Source organism: Caulobacter sp. P1_B12_2, assembly GCF_056406675.1.
This window is the reverse complement of record NZ_JBFTZS010000111.1, coordinates 1-17,192: the sequence shown is the minus strand read 5'-3', so window position 1 is coordinate 17,192 and position 17,192 is coordinate 1. Positions and strand designations below refer to the sequence as shown.

Sequence of the window (17,192 nt, the reverse complement as noted above, 5' to 3'; positions counted from 1 at the left end):
GAAACGGGGGAGGTGGCGGGCGAAGCCCGACGGAGGGGGCGTCCTCGGCGTCAGGCCGCCGCGATCACCCGTGTCCGCTTCCACGCCCCGTAGGCGAACACCGCCACGCCCAGCCAGATGAACACGAACGACAGGGCCCGCATCGGCGTGAACGCCTCGCCCAAGAGGACGCCGATCAGGAACTGGATGGTCGGGGCGATGAACTGCAGGAAGCCCATGGCGCTGAGCGGCATGCGGCGCGCCGACCAGGCGAACAGCACCAGGGGCACGACGGTGGCCGGTCCGGCGATCAGCAGCAGGGTCGTCACGCCGGCGCCCGTCGCGAAGTGGCCGACGCCTGTCGCGTGCAGGTGCAGGACGTAGAGCAGGCCCGGCACGGCGAGGTAGGCGCACTCGATGAACAGGCCGGTCTGGGCGTCGGCCTTCACCTGCTTGCGCAGGATGGCGTAGACGCAAAAGCTCAGCGCCACGCCCAGCGAGATCACCGGCAGATGGCCGAGCGCCGCCGTCTGGATCGCCACGCCGATCACGGCCAGGCCGATGGCGATCGCGCCCTCGCGGCTGATCCGCTCGCGGAACAGCAGAGCCCCGGCCGCCATGTTCATCAGCGGGTTGATGTAATAGCCGAGACTGGCCTCGATCACGTGGTTGGCGTTGACCGCGAAGACGTAGATCGACCAGTTGATGAAGATCGCCGCCGTCGAGCAGGCCAGCACCGCCAGGGTCTTGGGCTGGCGCAGAACGCCCAGCACCTGCCCGCCCTGCCTGGCCAGCAGCACGAACAGCAGGGCCCACGGCGCGGCCCACAGGGTGCGGTGGGCGATCATCTCCCACGAGCTGACGCCCAGGATCGACAGCAGGTGGAAATACAGCGGCAGGAAGCCCCACAGCAGGTAGCAGCCCACGCCGGCGATCAATGCGGTCCGGGCTTCGTCCGGGCTCTTGGTCAAGTCCGCCGACATGGCGTCGTCCTTCAGTGCGAAAAGAAAAGGGCTCCCGGGACCTGATGTCCCGGGAGCCCTGAAATCGTCCACCCGTTTGTTGCGGAGGGCGGCTTAGGCCGGGAGCTTCTGCTTGATGAGACCCTTCTCATGCAGCAGCTGCGCGATCTGCACGGCGTTCAGCGCCGCGCCCTTGCGCAGATTGTCGGCCACGCACCAGAGCACGATGCCGTTTTCCACGGTCGGATCGGTGCGGATGCGCGAGACATAGACCGGGAACTCGCCGGCCGATTCCTTCGGCGTCATGTAGCCGCCGTCCTCGCGCTTATCGACCACCTGCACGCCGTCGGCGTCGCGCAGGATCTCGCGGACGTCGTCCTCGTCCAGCGGGCTCTCGAACTCGATGTTCACCGCCTCGGCGTGGCCGACCATGACCGGCACCCGCACGCAGGTGGCGACCAGCTTGATCGACGGATCCAGGATCTTCTTGGTCTCCGCCATCATCTTCCACTCTTCCTTCGTGAAGCCGTCCTCCATGAAGGAGTCGATGTGGGGGATGACGTTGAAGGCGATCTGCTTGGTGAACTTCTTGGGCGCGGGGGCGCCGAGGACGAACACGCCCTTGGTCTGCTCCCACAGCTCGTCCATGCCTTCCTTGCCCGCGCCCGAGACCGACTGGTAGGTCGAGACGACCACCCGCTTGATCTTGGCTTCGGCGTGCAGGGGGGCCAGCACCACCACCAGCTGCGCGGTCGAGCAGTTGGGGTTGGCGATGATGTTCTTGGGCAGGTGATTGACGGCGTCCGGGTTCACTTCCGGCACCACCAGCGGCACGTCCGGATCCATCCGGAAGTGGCTGGAATTGTCGATGACGATCGGACCGGCCGCGCCGATCTTCTCGCCCCAGGCCTTGGAAATCGACCCGCCGGCGCTCATCAGCACGATGTCGACCTTCGAGAAGTCGAACTTCTCCAGGTCCTCGCACTTGAGGGTCTGGTTGCCGAACGAGACTTCCACGCCGATGGATTTACGCGAGGCGATGGCATGCATCTTCTCCACGGGGAACTTCAGTTCCTCGAGGATATTGAACATCTCACGGCCCACATTGCCCGTGGCGCCGACCACGGCGACCCGGTAACCCATCGCAGCCTCCAATTCATGTCTTGAGCCCGCCATCGGCGGCGGGAGCGGACCCGTTACGCCCGGGAACGCGCAGAAGCAAGAACAGGCTTTCTAATGCGACGCTTAGCGCGGGGCGTTGGGGGAAGATTTCACCCCGCCTGCGTGGTTTCTGCATCTCGCCGGGATCATTTCTTCTCTCCCTTCACGAAATCCACGAACGCCCGCAGCRGCGCGGGCATGTGGCGGCGGCTGGGATAGTAGAGATACGGCCCGCTGAACGGCGGCAGCCAGTCGTCGAGCACGGTCTCCAGCCGTCCCGCGGCGATGGCCGGGGCCACGAAGCCCTCGAAGGTGGCCAGCAGGCCCAGCCCCGCCTCGGCGGCGGCCAGTTCCAGCTCGCCGCTGTTGGTGATCAGCGGCCCCTCGGGTTGGACCTTGATCACCTCGCCGTCCTTCTCGAACTCCCAGGCGTAGCTGGACCCGCTGGGGAAGCGGTGGCGGATGCAGGGGTGGTTCAGCACCTCGCGCGGATGGACCGGCCGGCCGTGCTCGGCGAAATAGGCCGGCGAGCCGACGACCACGAAGCGCTGGGGCCCTGCCAGGGGCACCGCGATCATGTCCTTCTCCAGCCGCTCGTCATAGCGCGCCCCGGCGTCGAAGCCGGCGGCCAGCACGTCGACGAAGGCCTCCTCGACGCTGATCTCGACCCGGATCCCGGGATGGGCGGCCAGAAAGCGGGGGATCAGGTCGGGAAAGACGATCCGCGACACCGCGCCGGGCACGTTCAGCTTCAGGACGCCGATCGGGCTGTCGCGGAAGGCGTTGACCTCGTCCAGGGCCAGGGTGACGTCGGCGAGGGCCGGGGTCAGGCGGGCCAGCAGCCGCTCGCCGGCCTCGGTGGGGGTGACGCTGCGGGTCGTGCGGTTCAGCAGGCGCACGCCCAGGTCCGCCTCCAGCCGGCGCAGGGCCTCGGACAGCGACGAGGCCGAGACGCCGCGCAGGGCCGCCGCGCCCCGGAAGCTGCGGGTCCGGGCCACGGCGGTGAAGGCGTCGAGATCGGCGAGGTCGGGTTGGGCCATTGTACGAATTTCCGAACAGCTCGTGCGGCAATGACCGGATTATCGCACGCGAAGCGGCGCTGCATAGTGCCGTCATCGAACACCGGCGCCTCCCATTCTCCTTTGGGGGCGCCACTGCGGAGACTCACCATGCAAACGCGTCAACTCGGCAAGACCGGCCCCGTCGTCTCGGCCCTGGGCTTGGGCGCCATGGGCATGTCGGGCATGTACGGCCCGTCCGACCGGGCCGAGAGCCTGGCCACCCTCGACGCCGCCCTGGAGGCCGGGATCACCCTGATCGACACCGGCGACTTCTACGGCATGGGCCACAACGAGATGCTGATCGGCGAGGCGCTGAAAGGCGGCCCCCTTAAAGGACATCGGCGCGACAAGGCGGTGCTGAGCGTCAAGTTCGGCGCCCAGCGCGACCCCGGGGCCGGCTGGATCGGCTTCGACGGCCGCCCGGCGGCGGTCAAGACCTCGCTGGCCTATACGCTGCAGCGCCTGGGCGTCGACCACATCGACATCTATCGCCCGGCCCGGCTGGATCCCAACGTGCCGATCGAGGACACGGTCGGGGCCATAGCCGAGATGGTCCAGGCCGGCTTCGTGCGCCACATCGGCCTGTCGGAGGTGGGCGCCGAGACCATCCGCAAGGCCCACGCCGTCCACCCGATCGTCGACCTGCAGATCGAATACGCGCTGATCACCCGGGGCGTGGAGGACAGGATCCTGCCGGTCCTGAGGGAGCTGGGCATCGGCATGACCGCCTATGGCGTGCTGTCGCGCGGCCTGATCAGCGGCCACTGGGACAAGGACCAGGGCAAGGCCAAGGGCGACTTCCGCGCCTATTCCCCGCGCTTCCAGGGCGACAATGTCGACAAGAACCTGGCCCTGGTCGAGGCTCTGCGAAAGATCGCCGGGGAGAAGGGCGTCAGCGTCGCTCAGATCGYCATCGCCTGGGTGGCCGCGCAGGGCGACGACATCGTGCCGCTGGTCGGGGCCCGCACCCGGTCACGGCTCTCGGAGTCGCTGGGCGCGCTGGACGTGACGCTGTCGGCTGACGACCTGGCCGCCATCGAACGGGCCGTGCCCCGCGACGCCGCGGCGGGCACGCGCTACGCCGAAGCCCAGATGGCCCATCTCGACAGCGAGCACTGACCGGTTCGCGGGCTCCATTTCGCAAGGGGACCCGGACGAAAATTTCGGTCTGTCCTTGGCCGCGAAGCTGGGTTTAGCTTCGCGGCCATGATCGAAGCTCTGCTGAAAAAGATGGTCAAGGTCGGCGACCTGACCATCCACCTTCCGAACGGTTCGGTGACCAAGGCCGGCGACGGCACGGGCCCGCCCGTGACCATGCGGGTCAACGCCCGCGGCCTGCGCCGCCTGGTGGCCAATCCCAGCCTGGGCCTGGGCGAGGCCTATATGGAAGGSGACCTGACGATTGAGCAGGGCCGGCTATGGGACCTGCTGGAGATCGTCGGCAGGAGCGGCGGGCGCACGCCCAAGCGCGGCACGCCGCTGACCCGGGCGCGGAAGGCGATCAAGCGCACGGTGCAGTCGGTCAACGACCGCATCGCCTCGCGCCGCAACGTCGCCCACCACTACGACGTCTCGAACGAGCTCTATAAGCGCTTCCTCGACACCGACATGCAGTACAGCTGCGCCTATTTCGCCCGCCCGGACATGACGCTGGAAGAGGCTCAGGTCGCCAAGAAGGCCCATATCGGCGCCAAGCTGAACATCACGCCCGGCATGAAGGTGCTGGACATCGGCTCGGGCTGGGGCGGCATGTCCCTGACCCTGGCGGCCGACCACGGGGCGAAGATGACCGGGGTCACCCTGTCCAAGGAGCAGTTGGCCCTGGCCACCGAGCGGGCGCGGAAGGCCGGGCTGTCCGACCAGGTCGAGTTCCGCCTGACCGACTATCGCGACCTGGACGAGACCTTCGACCGCATCGTCTCGGTCGGCATGCTGGAACACGTCGGCGCGCCGAACTTCCAGACCTATTTCGACACGGTCAAACGGCTGCTGGCCGACGACGGCAGCGCGGTGATCCATTCGATCGGCCGGATGTCGGGCCCGGGGGCGACCAACGCTTTCACCCAGAAGTACATCTTCCCGGGCGGCTACATCCCGGGCCTGTCGGAGGTCGTCAAGGCGGTCGAGGCGGCGGGGCTGTGGATCACCGACATCGAGATCCTGCGCCTGCACTACGCCGAGACCTGCAAGCACTGGCGCCTGCGCTTCCTGGCGGATCCGGACATCCCGACGATGTTCGACGCGCGGTTCCGGCGGATGTGGGAATTCTACCTGTGCGGCGCCGAGCTGGGCTTCCGCTATGGCGGCCACATGGTCTTCCAGATCCAGGTCGCCAAGAAGGTCGGGGCCTTGCCGATCACCCGGGACTACATGTTCGAGGGCGAGCGGTAGCGGCGCCGCATGCTTTGTTCCTCTTCCTGAGGCGCCCGCGGAGCGGGCCTCGAAGGACGCATGGTCGGTCAGCTTCGTGCGTCCTTCGAGGCTCGCCGCCGCGCGTCGCGCACCTCAGGACGAGGAACATCAAATCCAACTTACCGGACGAGGCGAGCCGCAATTAAGCCTCACTGTCGGGCGCTTCTTTCGCACTGAAGTTGAGTGGCGTGGCGTTCTCCCTGGGTGTGACACGGAGAGTCCCGATGATCCGGCTTGGTCTGCYGCTCGCGGCCTTCATGATCCTGCTGGCGGCTCCGCCCGCCCTGGCCCAGAGCCAGGTGCGCGACGTCGAGGTCGCGTCGAAAGCCTTCGACGGCAACAGGATCGGAATCAGCGGCCAGCGGCGCGCGCGGGTCTATCTGCCCGACGGCTACGAGACCTCGGGACGGCGCTATCCGGTGATCTACTACTTGCACAATGTCTTCGAGGACGAGCGCGCGGCCTTCGATCAGCACGATCTTCAGGGGCTGCTGGACCGGGCGATCAAGGCTGGCGTGATCCCGCCCGTGATCGTGGTCGCCGCCGATTTCAGCACGCCGCTCGGTGGTTCGATGTACGCCAATTCCCCGGTCACCGGGCGGTGGCGCGACTTCATGGTCCAGGACCTGATCCCCTGGACCGACGGCCGCTTTCGCACCCTGGCGACCCGGGACTCGCGCGGCCTGGCCGGCGACAGGATGGGCGGGCACGGCGCCATCGCGTTCGGCATGCGCCATCCCGACGTGTTCGGCGCGGTCTATGCCCTGCATCCGGTCGGCACGGGCCTGGGCCTGCAGACCATGTCCTCGCGACCCAACTGGGACCTGCTGCAGAGCGCCAGGTCGCTGGACGACCTGAAGGCCGATCCGTTCTCGCAGCTGTTCACCGCCATCTACCAGGCCCACCTGCCCAATCCCGCCAAGCCGCCGCTCTATGCCGACCTGCCGGCCCGCAAGGTCGACGGCAAGCTGGTGATCGACGCGACCCTGACGGAGAAACTCATCGACAGTTTCGCGCTCGACCGCTCCGTTGGGCGCTATGCCGACAACCTCAGGACCTTGCGTGGCTTCAAGTTCGACTGGGCGCGGGGCGATCCCAATCCCGACCACGTGGTCTCCAACCAGGCCTTCTCGCGCCTGCTGACCGGTCATTCCCGCCACAAGGGCGGGAATGACGGCCAAGAAGAGGATGTCGCTTGAGGCGGTTGATGTGGGGCGCTCGCCGACGTTAGTTTGCCGCCGCTTTCCGACCAGACCTCAAGGACTCCCCATGGGCCAGTTTCGCGCGGCCGACCTTCTTCGCCGCAAGCCCGTGGGCCGCGTCGTCGCCGAGGGCGGCGAGCATCTGCCGGATGAGGGCCTGCACCGCACGATCGGCCTGTTCCAGCTGACCATGCTGGGGGTCGGCGCCACGATCGGCACCGGCATCTTCGTGGCCCTGACCACGGCGGTGCCCGCCGCCGGTCCCGCCGTGATCGTCTCGTTCGTGATCGCCGGGATCACCGCGGCCCTGACGGCCCTGTGCTACGCCGAACTGGCCTCGACGATTCCCGTGTCGGGCTCGTCCTACAGCTACGCCTACGCCACCCTGGGCGAGTTCGTGGCCTTCCTGGTCGGGGCGTGCCTGCTGCTGGAATACGCGGTGTCGGCCTCGGCCATCGCCGTGGGCTGGGGCCAGTACCTGAACGAGATGTTCTCCGACCTGATTGGCTGGCGCATGCCCGACGCCATCGCCAAGGCGCCGGGGGCGGGCGGGGTGTTCAACCTGCCGGCCGTGGTGCTGGTCGGGGCCTGCCTGATCCTGCTGCTGCGCGGCGTGAAGGAGTCGGTGACCGTCAACGCCGTGCTGGTGGTGCTGAAGCTGCTGGTGCTGCTGTTCTTCGTGGTCATCGCCTTCAGCGGCTTCCACGCCGAGAACCTCAGGCCGTTCGCGCCGATGGGCATGGCCGGGATCGGGGCGGCGGCTTCGTCGATCTTCTTCTCCTATATCGGCATCGACGCGGTCTCGACGGCCGGCGACGAGGTCAAGGACCCGCGCAAGACCCTGCCGCTGGGCATCATCCTGAGCCTGCTGATCGTCACCGGCGTCTATATTCTGGTGGCCCTGGCCGCCGTCGGGGCCCAACCCTGGACGGCGTTCGCGGGGCAGGAGGCGGGGCTGGCGGTGATCCTGCGCAACCTGACCGGCCAGGCCTGGACCTCGCTGATCCTCTGCATCGGGGCCATCGTCTCGATCTTCTCGATCACCCTGGTGGTCATGTACGGCCAGACCCGCATCCTCTACGCCATGAGCCGCGACGGCCTGTTGCCCAAGGTGTTCCAGCGGGTCAATCCGAAGACCCAGTCGCCGGACCTCAACACCTGGATCGTCGCGGCCTTCATCGCCCTGCTGGCCGCCTTCGTGCCCCTCGACACCCTGGTCAACCTGACCAGCATGGGCACGCTGATCGCCTTCGCCATCGTCTCGCTGGGCGTGATCATCCTGCGGCGGACCCAGCCGGACCTGCCGCGCGGCTACCGCGTGCCGCTGTATCCGGTGGTGCCGATCGTCAGCGTCGCCTTCTGCGGCTACCTGATCATCGGCCTGCCGCTCGACACCTGGATCCTGTTCGCGGTCTGGGCGGCGGCGGCCTGCGTGCTGTATTTCGGCTATTCGGTGAGGAAGTCGAAGCTGGCGCGGGGGGAGGGCGAAGCTAGCTCCCTATAACGGCTGTCATCCCGGACGCGCGCGCAGCGCGAAGATCCGGGACCGACGCGTGAACTCAGCGCTTCCGGCGATCCCGGATCGTCGGCCCTTCGGGCCTTGTCCGGGATGACAATCGCCGCGTTACTCCACCGTCACCGACTTGGCCAGGTTGCGCGGCTGGTCCACGTCCGCGCCCTTCACCACCGCCACGTGATAGGCCAGCAGCTGGATCGGGGCCGACATGACCAGGGTCGAGACCAGCGGGTCGCTGGCCGGGGCGGTGACCACCACGCGGGCGCCGGCCGGGGCGTGCTTGGCGCCTTCGGGGTCGGTGATGAACACCACCTGGCCGCCGCGCGCCATCACCTCGCTCATGTTCGAGGCCGATTTTTCGAAATAGCTGTCATAGGGGGCCAGGATGATGATCGGCGTCTGGTCGTCGACCAGGGCGATCGGGCCGTGCTTCAGCTCGCCGGCGGCGTAGCCCTCGGCGTGGATGTAGCTGATCTCCTTCAGCTTCAGCGCGCCTTCCAGGGCCAGGGCCGACATCGGGCCGCGGCCCAGGAACAGCACGTCGCGGGCCTTGGCGATCTCGACGGCGATCTCCTTGAGGGAGTCCTCCAGGCCGAYGGCCTCGGCGATCAGGCGCGGGGCCTCCAGCATCACCTTGACCATCCGCTGCTCTTCGGCGTCGTCGATGGTTCCCCGCGCCTTGGCGGCGGCGACGGCCAGGGCGATCATCACGCTGACCTGGGCGGTGAAGGCCTTGGTCGAGGCGACGCCGATCTCGGGTCCGCAGTGGATCGGCCAGACCACGTCGACTTCGCGGGCCATGGTCGATTCCTGGGCGTTGACCACCACGGCGCTCTTCATGCCCTTGGCCTTGCAGTAGCGCAGGGCGGCCAGGGTGTCGGCGGTCTCGCCCGACTGCGACATGGCGATGACCAGCGAGCCGGGACGCAGGGCGGGCTGGCGATAGCGGAACTCCGAGGCGATCTCGACATCGACCGGCAGGTCGGCCAACTGCTCGATCAGGTACTTGCCGATCACGCCGGCGATGTAGGAGGTGCCGCAGGCGACGATCTGGATGCGCTCCAGCGCCTTGAAATCGATGTCGCCCGGCATGGCGGCGCGGGCGGTCAGGGCGTCGACATAGCCCGAGATGGTGCGCTGGCACCCCTCCGGCTGGTCATGGATCTCCTTTTCCATGAAGTGCCGGTAGTTGCCCTTCTCCATCATCACCGCCGAGGCGGGGACGACCTTGACGGGCCGGGTCACCGGCGCGCCCGAGGCGTCGAAGATGCGCGCGCTGTCGTGGTCGATGGCCACGTAGTCGCCCTCTTCCAGATAGATCACCCGGTTGGTGAAGGGGCCGACGGCCAGGGCGTCGGAGCCCAGGAACATCTCGCCCTGGCCTTCGCCGACCACCAGCGGGCTGCCGCGCCGGGCGCCCAGGATCAGGTTGTCGGCGCCTTCGATCAGCACCGCCAGGGCGTAGGCGCCGGTCAGGCGGTCCAGGCTGGCCTTGAAGGCGTCCAGCGGCGCCAGGCCGGTGGCCAGTTCGGCGTCGATCAGCTGGGCGATGACCTCGGTGTCGGTGTCGCTCTCGAAGACGCGGCCGGCGGCGGCCAGCTCGGCCTTCAGCTCGGCGAAGTTCTCGATGATGCCGTTGTGCACCAGGGTGACGCGGCCGGCGGTGTGGGGGTGGGCGTTCTTGACGTTCGGCGCGCCGTGGGTGGCCCAGCGGACGTGGCCGATGCCGTTCTGGGCGGACAGGGGCTGGTCGGCCAGCACGGCTTCGAGATTCTTGATCTTGCCCTGGGCGCGCCGGCGCTCGACCCGATTGCCCTCGGGACCGCTGACGACGGCGGCGACGCCGGCGGAGTCGTAGCCCCGGTATTCAAGACGCTTGAGGCTGTCGACCAGGCGTTCCGAGACGGACTGGGTTCCGACAATGCCAATGATGCCGCACATGGGCCGAGATCCTTTGTAGAACGTCGCCGCGGCGGCTATTGCTACCCGCGCGAGGTGTTTCGAGGCGGGGCTTTAGCACTCGCGCTCGCCTCTTTGTGTAAATCTGCATTTCGGATCGTTGCGTGATTCGAAAGGCTGACAGACGAGACCAGAAGACGACCATGAGCAAGCGCGCCTATTTCGGCACCGACGGCATCCGCGGCCAGGCCAACCAGCACCCGATGACCGCCGAGGTCGCCCTGCGCGTCGGCCTCGCCGCCGGCAAGCTGTTCCGCTCGCAGGACGACCGCCGCCACCTGGTGGTGATCGGCAAGGACACCCGGCTGTCTGGCTACATGATCGAGCCGGCGCTGGTCGCCGGCTTCGCCAGCGTCGGCATGGACGTGCGCCTGTTCGGCCCGCTGCCGACCCCCGCCGTGGCGATGATGACCCGCTCGATGCGGGCCGACCTGGGCGTGATGATCAGCGCCAGCCACAACGACTTCGCCGACAACGGCATCAAGCTGTTCGGCCCCGACGGCTACAAGCTGTCGGACGACCAGGAGCTGAAGATCGAGGCCCTGATGGACGAGGGCTTGCAGCAGCGCCTGGCCGAGCCTCGCGACCTGGGCCGGGTCAAGCGCATCGACGACGCCCAGGCCCGCTATGTCGAGATCGTCAAGGCGACCTTCCCGCGCCACCTGTCCCTGTCGGGCCTGCGGATCGTCATCGATTGCGCCAACGGCGCGGCCTATCGGGTCGCACCCACCGCCCTCTACGAACTGGGCGCCGAGGTGATCGAGATCGGGGTCGCCCCGGACGGGACCAACATCAACGCCGAGTGCGGCTCGACCCACCCCGACGCCATGGCCAAGCTGGTGCGCGAGTACCGCGCCGATATCGGCATCGCCCTGGACGGCGACGCCGACCGGCTGGTGATCTGCGACGAAAAGGGCGTGGTGGTCGACGGCGACCAGATCATGGCGATCATCGCCCTGGCCTTCGCCAAGGCCGGCAAGCTGAACGCCGGCGGCGTGGTGGCCACCGTGATGTCCAATCTCGGCCTCGAGCGGCTGATGAGCGACAACGGCCTGACCCTGGAGCGCACCAGCGTCGGCGACCGCTACGTGATGGCCCGGATGCGCGAAGGCGGCTTCAACCTGGGCGGCGAGCAGTCGGGCCACGTGATCCTGTCGGACTTCTCGACCACGGGCGACGGCCTGATCGCGGCCCTGCAGGTGGTGGCGGTGATGATCGAGACCGGGCTGCCGATGAGCGCCCTGGGCCGTCAGTTCGAGCCGGTGCCGCAGCTGCTGGAAAACGTCCGCTTCGCCGGCGGAAAGCCGCTGGAGCACAAGACCGTCAAGGAGGCCATCGCCGACGGCGAGAGCCAGCTGAACGGCTCGGGCCGCATCGTGGTCCGCCCGTCCGGCACCGAGCCCCTGATCCGCATCATGGCCGAGGGCGACGACCCGGCCCTGGTCAAGAAGGTGGTCAAGTCGATCGTCTCGGCGGTCAAGGCGGTCTAGCAAAAAGAACCCCCTCCCACGGGGGGAGGGGGCGGGGGAGGTGTTCGATCAATCCCCGTCGACGCCCTCGACCACGGCGCGCAGATAGTCGACATGGCGGCGAAACGCCTTGCGGCCGACGGGGGTCAGGGACACGCGGGTGCGGGGCTTCTTGCCGACGAAGTCCTTGGCGATGGCGACATARCCGGCCTTTTCCAGGGTCGCGAGATGGCTGCCCAGATTGCCGTCGGTCGCCTGGGTCACGGCCTTGAGGCGCGAGAACTCCAGCGGGTCGGCGTCGCGCTCGGCGTGCAGCGCGGCCATGATCTTCAGCCGCAGAGGCTGATGGATCAGTTCGTCCAGCTCCGCCACGCTCACGCCCTCCGCAGCCACAGGCCGGCCACGATCAGCCCGCCGCCGCCGACCGCCGCCATCCAGAAGGCCAGCCAGGGCTGGAAGAAGAAGTAGCCGACCAGGCTGGCGGCGAACACCGCCGCGCCGATCCACAGATAGCGCGGCCAGAAGGCGACGCCGAGCAAGGCGTAGACCAGGCCCGTCACCACGCCCGGATAGGCGATCGCGGCGTCGATCGAGGCGGGGCGAAACAGCGCGAAGGTCGCCGCGTAGAAGGCCAGCACCGCGAAGACCCCGGCCCCGATCTTCCAGCCGTGCCCGGTCTTGGCCGCGCCCTTGCCGGTTCGGCTGAGGAACAGGGTCGCCGCGACGCCGACCACGTCCAGCACCAGCCAGATCAGGCCCCATTGCTCGGCCGGCAGCAGGCCCATCCCCGAATAGCCCAGGGCCCAGATGACGCCCCAGACCATCAGGATCGGTCCGGACGCGTGATAGCCCTTCAACAGGCGGCTGCGTCCCGCCGTATTCTCGATGTCGGTCAGCGCGGACGCCGCCTCGTTCCTGGAAATGCCCATCGCACCCTCCATTGAAGTTCGCGCTCAGAGCGCTCTGTGATGCAGAGTGACAGGGAATTCTACTCTGTCAAGCAGAGCATCCCGCCACCCGCCGCCGTTTCCTCCGTAATCGGTCCCGAAACGAGGAACTGATGGCTCGTCGAACATGTTCAGTCTCCGTACGACGGTTCAGCTCGGAGCATGGCGATGGCGTCCCTGGCATCTTCACGGAAGGGCGTGGGCGGCTGGGCCGTCATGCTCCTGGGCGTCGTCCTGGCCGTGATCGGTCTGACCCTGACGGTCGGCGGCGCCTGGCTGACCGTGCTGGGCGGTTCGCCCTACTACGTGCTGGCGGGCCTGGGCCTGCTGGTCTCCGGCGTCCTGCTGACCCGACGACGCGCCCTGGGCGCCTGGATCTATGTCGGGGTGTTCGTCGCCACCGTGCTGTGGGCGCTGTGGGAGGTCGGGCTGAACGGCTGGGCGCTGGTGCCCCGCATCATCGCCCCGACCGTGCTGCTGGTGCTGGTCTTGGCCGCCTGGCCGGTGGTCGATCCTGGCCCGACCGGTCGTCGCAAGTCGCTGGTCGGCTTCGCGGCCCTGGCGGTGTTCCTGCTGGTCGGYGGCGTGGTGGTGGCCGGAGCCAACAAGGCCAAGGTCGACGGACCGCTGCCCGCCATCGCCGCCATGACCGACAACGACCCGTCCCTGATGCGGGTCGGCGCCGACTGGCCGGCCTATGGCGGCACCTATGCCGGCCAGCGCTATTCGCCCCTGACCCAGCTGAACGCCGGCAACGCCAGGAACCTGGAGCGGGTCTGGATGATCCGCACCGGCGACATGCCCAGCGCCGCCGCCGACGGCAAGTACGGCGCCGAGAACACGCCGCTGAAGGTGGGCGGCAATCTCTATGTCTGCACGCCCAAGAACATCATGATCGCCATCGATGCGGCCACCGGCCAGACCCGCTGGCGCTACGACCCCAAGGTGAAGGACGAGGCCATCCCCTACACCGCCGCCTGCCGGGGCGTGTCCTACTACGCCGTGCCCGGCGCCGATCCGGCCCAGGCCTGCGCCACGCGGATCGTCGAGGGCACGCTGGACGCCCGGCTGATCGCCGTCGACGCCAGGACCGGCGTGCCGTGCGCCGGCTTCGGGACGAACGGCCAGGTCTCGACCGCCGTCGGCATGGGCCCCTCTGCCCCCGGCATGTTGTCGATCACCTCGGCCCCGACGATCGTGCGCGGGGTGATCGTCACCGGCCACCAGGTGCTGGACGGCCAGCGGCGCGACGCGCCGTCGGGGACGATCCAGGGCTATGACGCCGTCACCGGCGCCCTGCGCTGGGCCTGGGACATGACCCGCCCGGACATCATGACCCTGCCGCCCGAGGGCCAGACCTACACCAAGGGCACGCCCAACATGTGGACCACGGCCACCGGGGACGAGGCCCTGGGCCTGGTCTATCTGCCGCTGGGCGTCAGCGCGGCCGACTACTGGAGCTCCAGCCGCACGCCGTTGGAAAAGCAGTACTCGACCTCGCTGGTCGCCCTGGACGTGACGACAGGCAAGCCGCGCTGGAGCTTCCAGACCGTGCACAACGACGTCTGGGACTACGACCTGGGCTCGCAGGGCACGCTGGTCGATTTCCCGACCGCCGGCGGCCCGGTGCCGGCAGTGGTGCTGCCCAGCAAGCGCGGCGACATCTTCGTCCTGGACCGCCGCACCGGCCAACCGCTGACCGGCGTGCAGGAACGCGCCGTGCCGCAGGGCGGTCTGGAGCCGCAGCAACGCACCCCGACCCAGCCGTTCTCGCTGTATCACAGCCTGCGCAAGCCCGACCTGACCGAGAAGCAGATGTGGGGCATGTCGCCGATCGACCAGATGATCTGCCGCATCCAGTTCAAGCGCGCCAAGTACGACGGCTTCTTCACCCCGCCGGTCGCCGACCGCCGCTACATCGAATATCCCGGCTACAACGGCGGTTCGGACTGGGGCGGCGTGGCCGTCGATCCCAGCCGCGGCGTGATCGTCGCCAACTACAACGACATGCCCAACTACAACCGCCTGGTCCCCCGCAAGGAGGCCGACGCCAGGGGCTGGACCCCGCGCGGCGACGCCCGCGGCGGCTCGATGAAGAAGGGCGCGGAAGGCGCGGGCGACCCGCAGGTCGGCACGCCCTACGCCATCGACGTCAACGCCGGCTGGCGCCTGCCGATGACCGGCCTGCTGTGCAAGGAGCCCCCGTATGGCGGCATCCGCGCCATCGATCTGCGCACCGGCAAGACGCTCTGGGACCGCCCGTTCGGCACGGCTCGCACCAACGGCCCGTTCGGCATCCCCTCGCACCTGCCGGTGTCGATCGGCACGCCCAACAACGGCGGGGCGGTGGTCACGGCCGGCGGCCTGGTGTTCGTGGCGGCCGCCACCGACAACCTGATCCGCGCCATCGACCTGAAGACTGGCAAGACCGTCTGGCAGGACGTCCTGCCGGCCGGCGGCCAGGCCACCCCCATGACCTACGAGGTCGGCGGCAAGCAGTACGTGGTCATCATGACCGGCGGCCACCACTTCATGGAGACGCCGATCGGGGACCAGGTGATTGCGTATGCGCTGAAGTGATCTCCTTCCAACGGTTGTCATCCCGGACAAGCGCGCAGCGCGCCGATCCGGGACCGCCACAAGCGCCGCGCTCAGGCGTCGGTCCCGGCTCTTCGCTTCGCTACGGCCCGGATGACAGGTTTAGGCGTGTGGCGCGTTTGTCGCCGCTGAAGGTCGAGCCGCGATCTGCACGGACACGATGAGGGCGACGACAAGGGCGGGCAGGCCGAACGAGAAGAGCGCGTTGAGGCTGGGGCCGACAAAGGCGTCGAAAGCCGGACTGTCCGGCCCCAGCCCGGCCATGACTAGCCAGCCGCAGATCAGGATCGCGCAGGACGCGGTCGCCTGAAGCGGGACCAACGCCCCCTTTGGCCGCGAAGAAGAGAGCTTGGCGAACAACGCCCCGGCGACGATCGCGATCAGCGCCGTGGGCAGGCCCAGACCCGCGTACAGGAGCTCCGGATAGCTTTCGTCGGGTCGTCCCGCACCGATCCAGGCGATCGGCGTAGCCACAAACACGGCCATGACGGCGAGCGCGAGGATGCCGGCCGCCAGAAGACCGTAACGCTCCAAGCGCACGCCTCAGCTCCCCAGCTTCGGCGCCTTGAGCCGGCGCTTGTTGACGTGGGCCGCCGGGGCGGGGGCTTCGACCTCTTCGGGGTATTCGCCCTTGAAGTAGAAGCGCTGCCACGCTTCCTTCATCGCCTCGGGTTCGCGCTTGAAGATCCGGGCGTTGAACTCGCCGCGCTGGGCGGCCCAGGCGTCGTACTGCTTGCGCATTTCCGGGTTGGAGTTCATCGACCGGATCACCGGCTGCACCTGCTCCAGGGGCTTGTCCTGGATCATCATGAAGAAGCAGAACGGCTCGCCCTTTTCGAAGCGCACCGTGCCCGGGCGGGTGAACAGCCAGTTCATCGTGAAGGGGAAGGGCAGCCAGTCGGTCTCGACCAGCCCCGCCAGCGGCTGGATCCCGTCCTTGATGTGGTTGGGCGGACCCATGGTCCAGATCGACCAGCCCGGCGGGGTCTTGAACAGGTAGCCGGTGTGGAAGGTGACCGTGCCGCGCGAGAAGTGCGATTTGACGAAATCGTCGAAGCCCGGATGCGGGTGGTCGGCCTTGAAGGTGATGCAGTTCTGGTGCGCCCCGCCGTCCCAGGTGGCCGTGAAGCCGACCGGGCACAGGATCTCCCAGCCGGTGGTGTTGGCCATGGTCAGGGGCAGGCAGCGATAGGGATGGCGGTCGGCGAAGTGGTCCATCCAGGCCCGCTGCGGCCGTCCTGGAACGATCTCGGGCGGGCGGTTCTCGGTGGGGTAGCACTCCAGTTCCATGCCGCTCTCTTCTTCCCTGATCCGGTCTTGAGTCTGGTCTAGCGGCGGCGGGCTCGGCTAGGAAGTCCCATATGAAGACCCGCGCCGACCTGTTCGCCTTCCTCGACGCCCACGGCGTCGCCCATTCCACGCTCGACCACCCGCCGGTGTTCCGGGTGGAGGAGGGGCTGGAGATCAAGGCGGCCCTGCCCGGCGGCCACACCAAGAACCTGTTCCTCAAGGACGCCAAGGGCCAGCTGTGGCTGATCTCGGCCCTGGGCGAGACGGCGATCGACCTCAAGCGCCTGCACATGGTGATCGGCTCGGCCCGGCTGTCGTTCGGCAGCGCCGAGCTGATGCTCGAGACCCTGGGCGTGACCCCGGGCTCGGTCACCGCCTTCGGCCTGATCAACGACGTCGAGCATCGCGTGCGTTTCGTGCTCGACGCCGCCCTGGCCAAGGCCGATCCGGTCAACTTCCATCCGCTGGCCAACGACGCCACCGCGGCCGTCTCGCAGGACGGCTTGCGCCGGTTCCTGGCGGCGCTGGGGATCGCGCCGATGATCGTCGACTTCGCGGCGATGACGGTGGTGGGGGCCTAGCGCCTAGACCGCGCCCGGCGCCCAGCTGATCGTGTTGACGCTCCCAAGGGAGGCC

Annotated in this window: 15 protein-coding genes; 7 read left to right on the top strand and 8 right to left on the bottom strand. The window is 68.2% G+C overall.

The features are described 5' to 3' along the window. Window positions 1–50 precede the first annotated feature (50 nt). The 3 genes from rarD to AC1DZ6_RS09140 all read right to left on the bottom strand — a co-directional run bounded on the left by rarD (window position 51) and on the right by AC1DZ6_RS09140 (window position 3,142). On the bottom strand, window positions 51–962 hold the full coding sequence (rarD, locus tag AC1DZ6_RS09150; protein ID WP_477096878.1) for an EamA family transporter RarD: 912 nt from the start codon (window positions 960–962) through the stop codon (window positions 51–53). Between the two features lie 93 nt (window positions 963–1,055). Then, window positions 1,056–2,084, bottom strand: a complete 1,029-nt coding sequence (locus AC1DZ6_RS09145) for an aspartate-semialdehyde dehydrogenase (protein ID WP_477096877.1) — start codon at window positions 2,082–2,084, stop codon at window positions 1,056–1,058. 164 nt (window positions 2,085–2,248) lie between these two features. Beyond that, the gene (locus tag AC1DZ6_RS09140; protein WP_477096876.1) at window positions 2,249–3,142 is read right to left on the bottom strand and encodes a LysR family transcriptional regulator; all 894 of its coding nucleotides are present in this window, start codon (window positions 3,140–3,142) and stop codon (window positions 2,249–2,251) included. A 129-nt stretch (window positions 3,143–3,271) separates the two neighbouring features. Here AC1DZ6_RS09140 and AC1DZ6_RS09135 point away from each other — a divergent pair, with 129 nt between their 5' ends. From AC1DZ6_RS09135 to AC1DZ6_RS09120, 4 genes are all read left to right on the top strand, one after another. Further along, window positions 3,272–4,282 (top strand): aldo/keto reductase, encoded by a 1,011-nt coding sequence (locus AC1DZ6_RS09135; RefSeq protein ID WP_477096875.1) that lies wholly within the window; start codon window positions 3,272–3,274, stop codon window positions 4,280–4,282. An 87-nt stretch (window positions 4,283–4,369) separates the two neighbouring features. Then, window positions 4,370–5,554, top strand: coding sequence for a class I SAM-dependent methyltransferase (locus AC1DZ6_RS09130; RefSeq protein ID WP_477096874.1), 1,185 nt, complete (start codon window positions 4,370–4,372; stop codon window positions 5,552–5,554). Window positions 5,555–5,799: 245 nt separating this feature from the next. Next, window positions 5,800–6,774: an alpha/beta hydrolase gene (locus AC1DZ6_RS09125; RefSeq protein ID WP_477096873.1), complete on the top strand. Its 975-nt coding sequence runs from the start codon at window positions 5,800–5,802 to the stop codon at window positions 6,772–6,774. Between the two features lie 70 nt (window positions 6,775–6,844). Next, window positions 6,845–8,281 carry an APC family permease gene (locus AC1DZ6_RS09120; RefSeq protein WP_477096872.1) on the top strand — a complete coding sequence of 479 codons (1,437 nt, stop codon included), beginning with the start codon at window positions 6,845–6,847 and terminating at the stop codon, window positions 8,279–8,281. A 120-nt stretch (window positions 8,282–8,401) separates the two neighbouring features. On the opposite strand, the gene glmS is transcribed toward AC1DZ6_RS09120, so the two are convergent. Continuing rightward, the gene (gene glmS, locus AC1DZ6_RS09115) at window positions 8,402–10,234 is read right to left on the bottom strand and encodes a glutamine--fructose-6-phosphate transaminase (isomerizing) (protein ID WP_477096871.1); all 1,833 of its coding nucleotides are present in this window, start codon (window positions 10,232–10,234) and stop codon (window positions 8,402–8,404) included. A 161-nt stretch (window positions 10,235–10,395) separates the two neighbouring features. On the opposite strand from glmS, the gene glmM reads away from it, so the two are divergent. Further along, entirely contained in the window at window positions 10,396–11,742 is a 1,347-nt protein-coding gene (gene glmM, locus AC1DZ6_RS09110; protein ID WP_477096870.1) for a phosphoglucosamine mutase, read from the top strand. Window positions 11,743–11,790: 48 nt separating this feature from the next. On the opposite strand, the gene AC1DZ6_RS09105 is transcribed toward glmM, so the two are convergent. Next, complete coding sequence (locus AC1DZ6_RS09105) at window positions 11,791–12,093, bottom strand: winged helix-turn-helix domain-containing protein (RefSeq protein WP_477096889.1); 303 nt, start codon at window positions 12,091–12,093, stop codon at window positions 11,791–11,793. Window positions 12,094–12,095: 2 nt separating this feature from the next. Beyond that, window positions 12,096–12,650, bottom strand: coding sequence for a hypothetical protein (locus tag AC1DZ6_RS09100; RefSeq protein ID WP_477096869.1), 555 nt, complete (start codon window positions 12,648–12,650; stop codon window positions 12,096–12,098). Window positions 12,651–12,836: 186 nt separating this feature from the next. On the opposite strand from AC1DZ6_RS09100, the gene AC1DZ6_RS09095 reads away from it, so the two are divergent. Beyond that, window positions 12,837–15,248 carry a membrane-bound PQQ-dependent dehydrogenase, glucose/quinate/shikimate family gene (locus tag AC1DZ6_RS09095; RefSeq protein ID WP_477096868.1) on the top strand — a complete coding sequence of 804 codons (2,412 nt, stop codon included), beginning with the start codon at window positions 12,837–12,839 and terminating at the stop codon, window positions 15,246–15,248. Window positions 15,249–15,368: 120 nt separating this feature from the next. Here the strand turns inward: AC1DZ6_RS09095 and AC1DZ6_RS09090 are convergent, their stop codons facing one another. Both AC1DZ6_RS09090 and AC1DZ6_RS09085 read right to left on the bottom strand, forming a co-directional pair. Further along, complete coding sequence (locus tag AC1DZ6_RS09090; RefSeq protein WP_477096867.1) at window positions 15,369–15,806, bottom strand: hypothetical protein; 438 nt, start codon at window positions 15,804–15,806, stop codon at window positions 15,369–15,371. A gap of 3 nt (window positions 15,807–15,809) precedes the next feature. After that, window positions 15,810–16,556 carry a DUF6065 family protein gene (locus tag AC1DZ6_RS09085; RefSeq protein ID WP_477096866.1) on the bottom strand — a complete coding sequence of 249 codons (747 nt, stop codon included), beginning with the start codon at window positions 16,554–16,556 and terminating at the stop codon, window positions 15,810–15,812. Window positions 16,557–16,627: 71 nt separating this feature from the next. Here AC1DZ6_RS09085 and AC1DZ6_RS09080 point away from each other — a divergent pair, with 71 nt between their 5' ends. Continuing rightward, window positions 16,628–17,137, top strand: a complete 510-nt coding sequence (locus AC1DZ6_RS09080) for a prolyl-tRNA synthetase associated domain-containing protein (RefSeq protein ID WP_477096865.1) — start codon at window positions 16,628–16,630, stop codon at window positions 17,135–17,137. Window positions 17,138–17,192: the final 55 nt, after the last annotated feature.

Coding starts and splice junctions, on each gene's coding strand:
- rarD (WP_477096878.1), bottom strand. CDS start 962: ATGTCGGCGGACTTGACCAAGAGCCCGGACGAAGCCCGGACCGCATTG.
- AC1DZ6_RS09145 (WP_477096877.1), bottom strand. CDS start 2,084: ATGGGTTACCGGGTCGCCGTGGTCGGCGCCACGGGCAATGTGGGCCGT.
- AC1DZ6_RS09120 (WP_477096872.1), top strand. CDS start 6,845: ATGGGCCAGTTTCGCGCGGCCGACCTTCTTCGCCGCAAGCCCGTGGGC.
- glmM (WP_477096870.1), top strand. CDS start 10,396: ATGAGCAAGCGCGCCTATTTCGGCACCGACGGCATCCGCGGCCAGGCC.
- AC1DZ6_RS09100 (WP_477096869.1), bottom strand. CDS start 12,650: ATGGGCATTTCCAGGAACGAGGCGGCGTCCGCGCTGACCGACATCGAG.
- AC1DZ6_RS09085 (WP_477096866.1), bottom strand. CDS start 16,556: ATGGAACTGGAGTGCTACCCCACCGAGAACCGCCCGCCCGAGATCGTT.
- AC1DZ6_RS09080 (WP_477096865.1), top strand. CDS start 16,628: ATGAAGACCCGCGCCGACCTGTTCGCCTTCCTCGACGCCCACGGCGTC.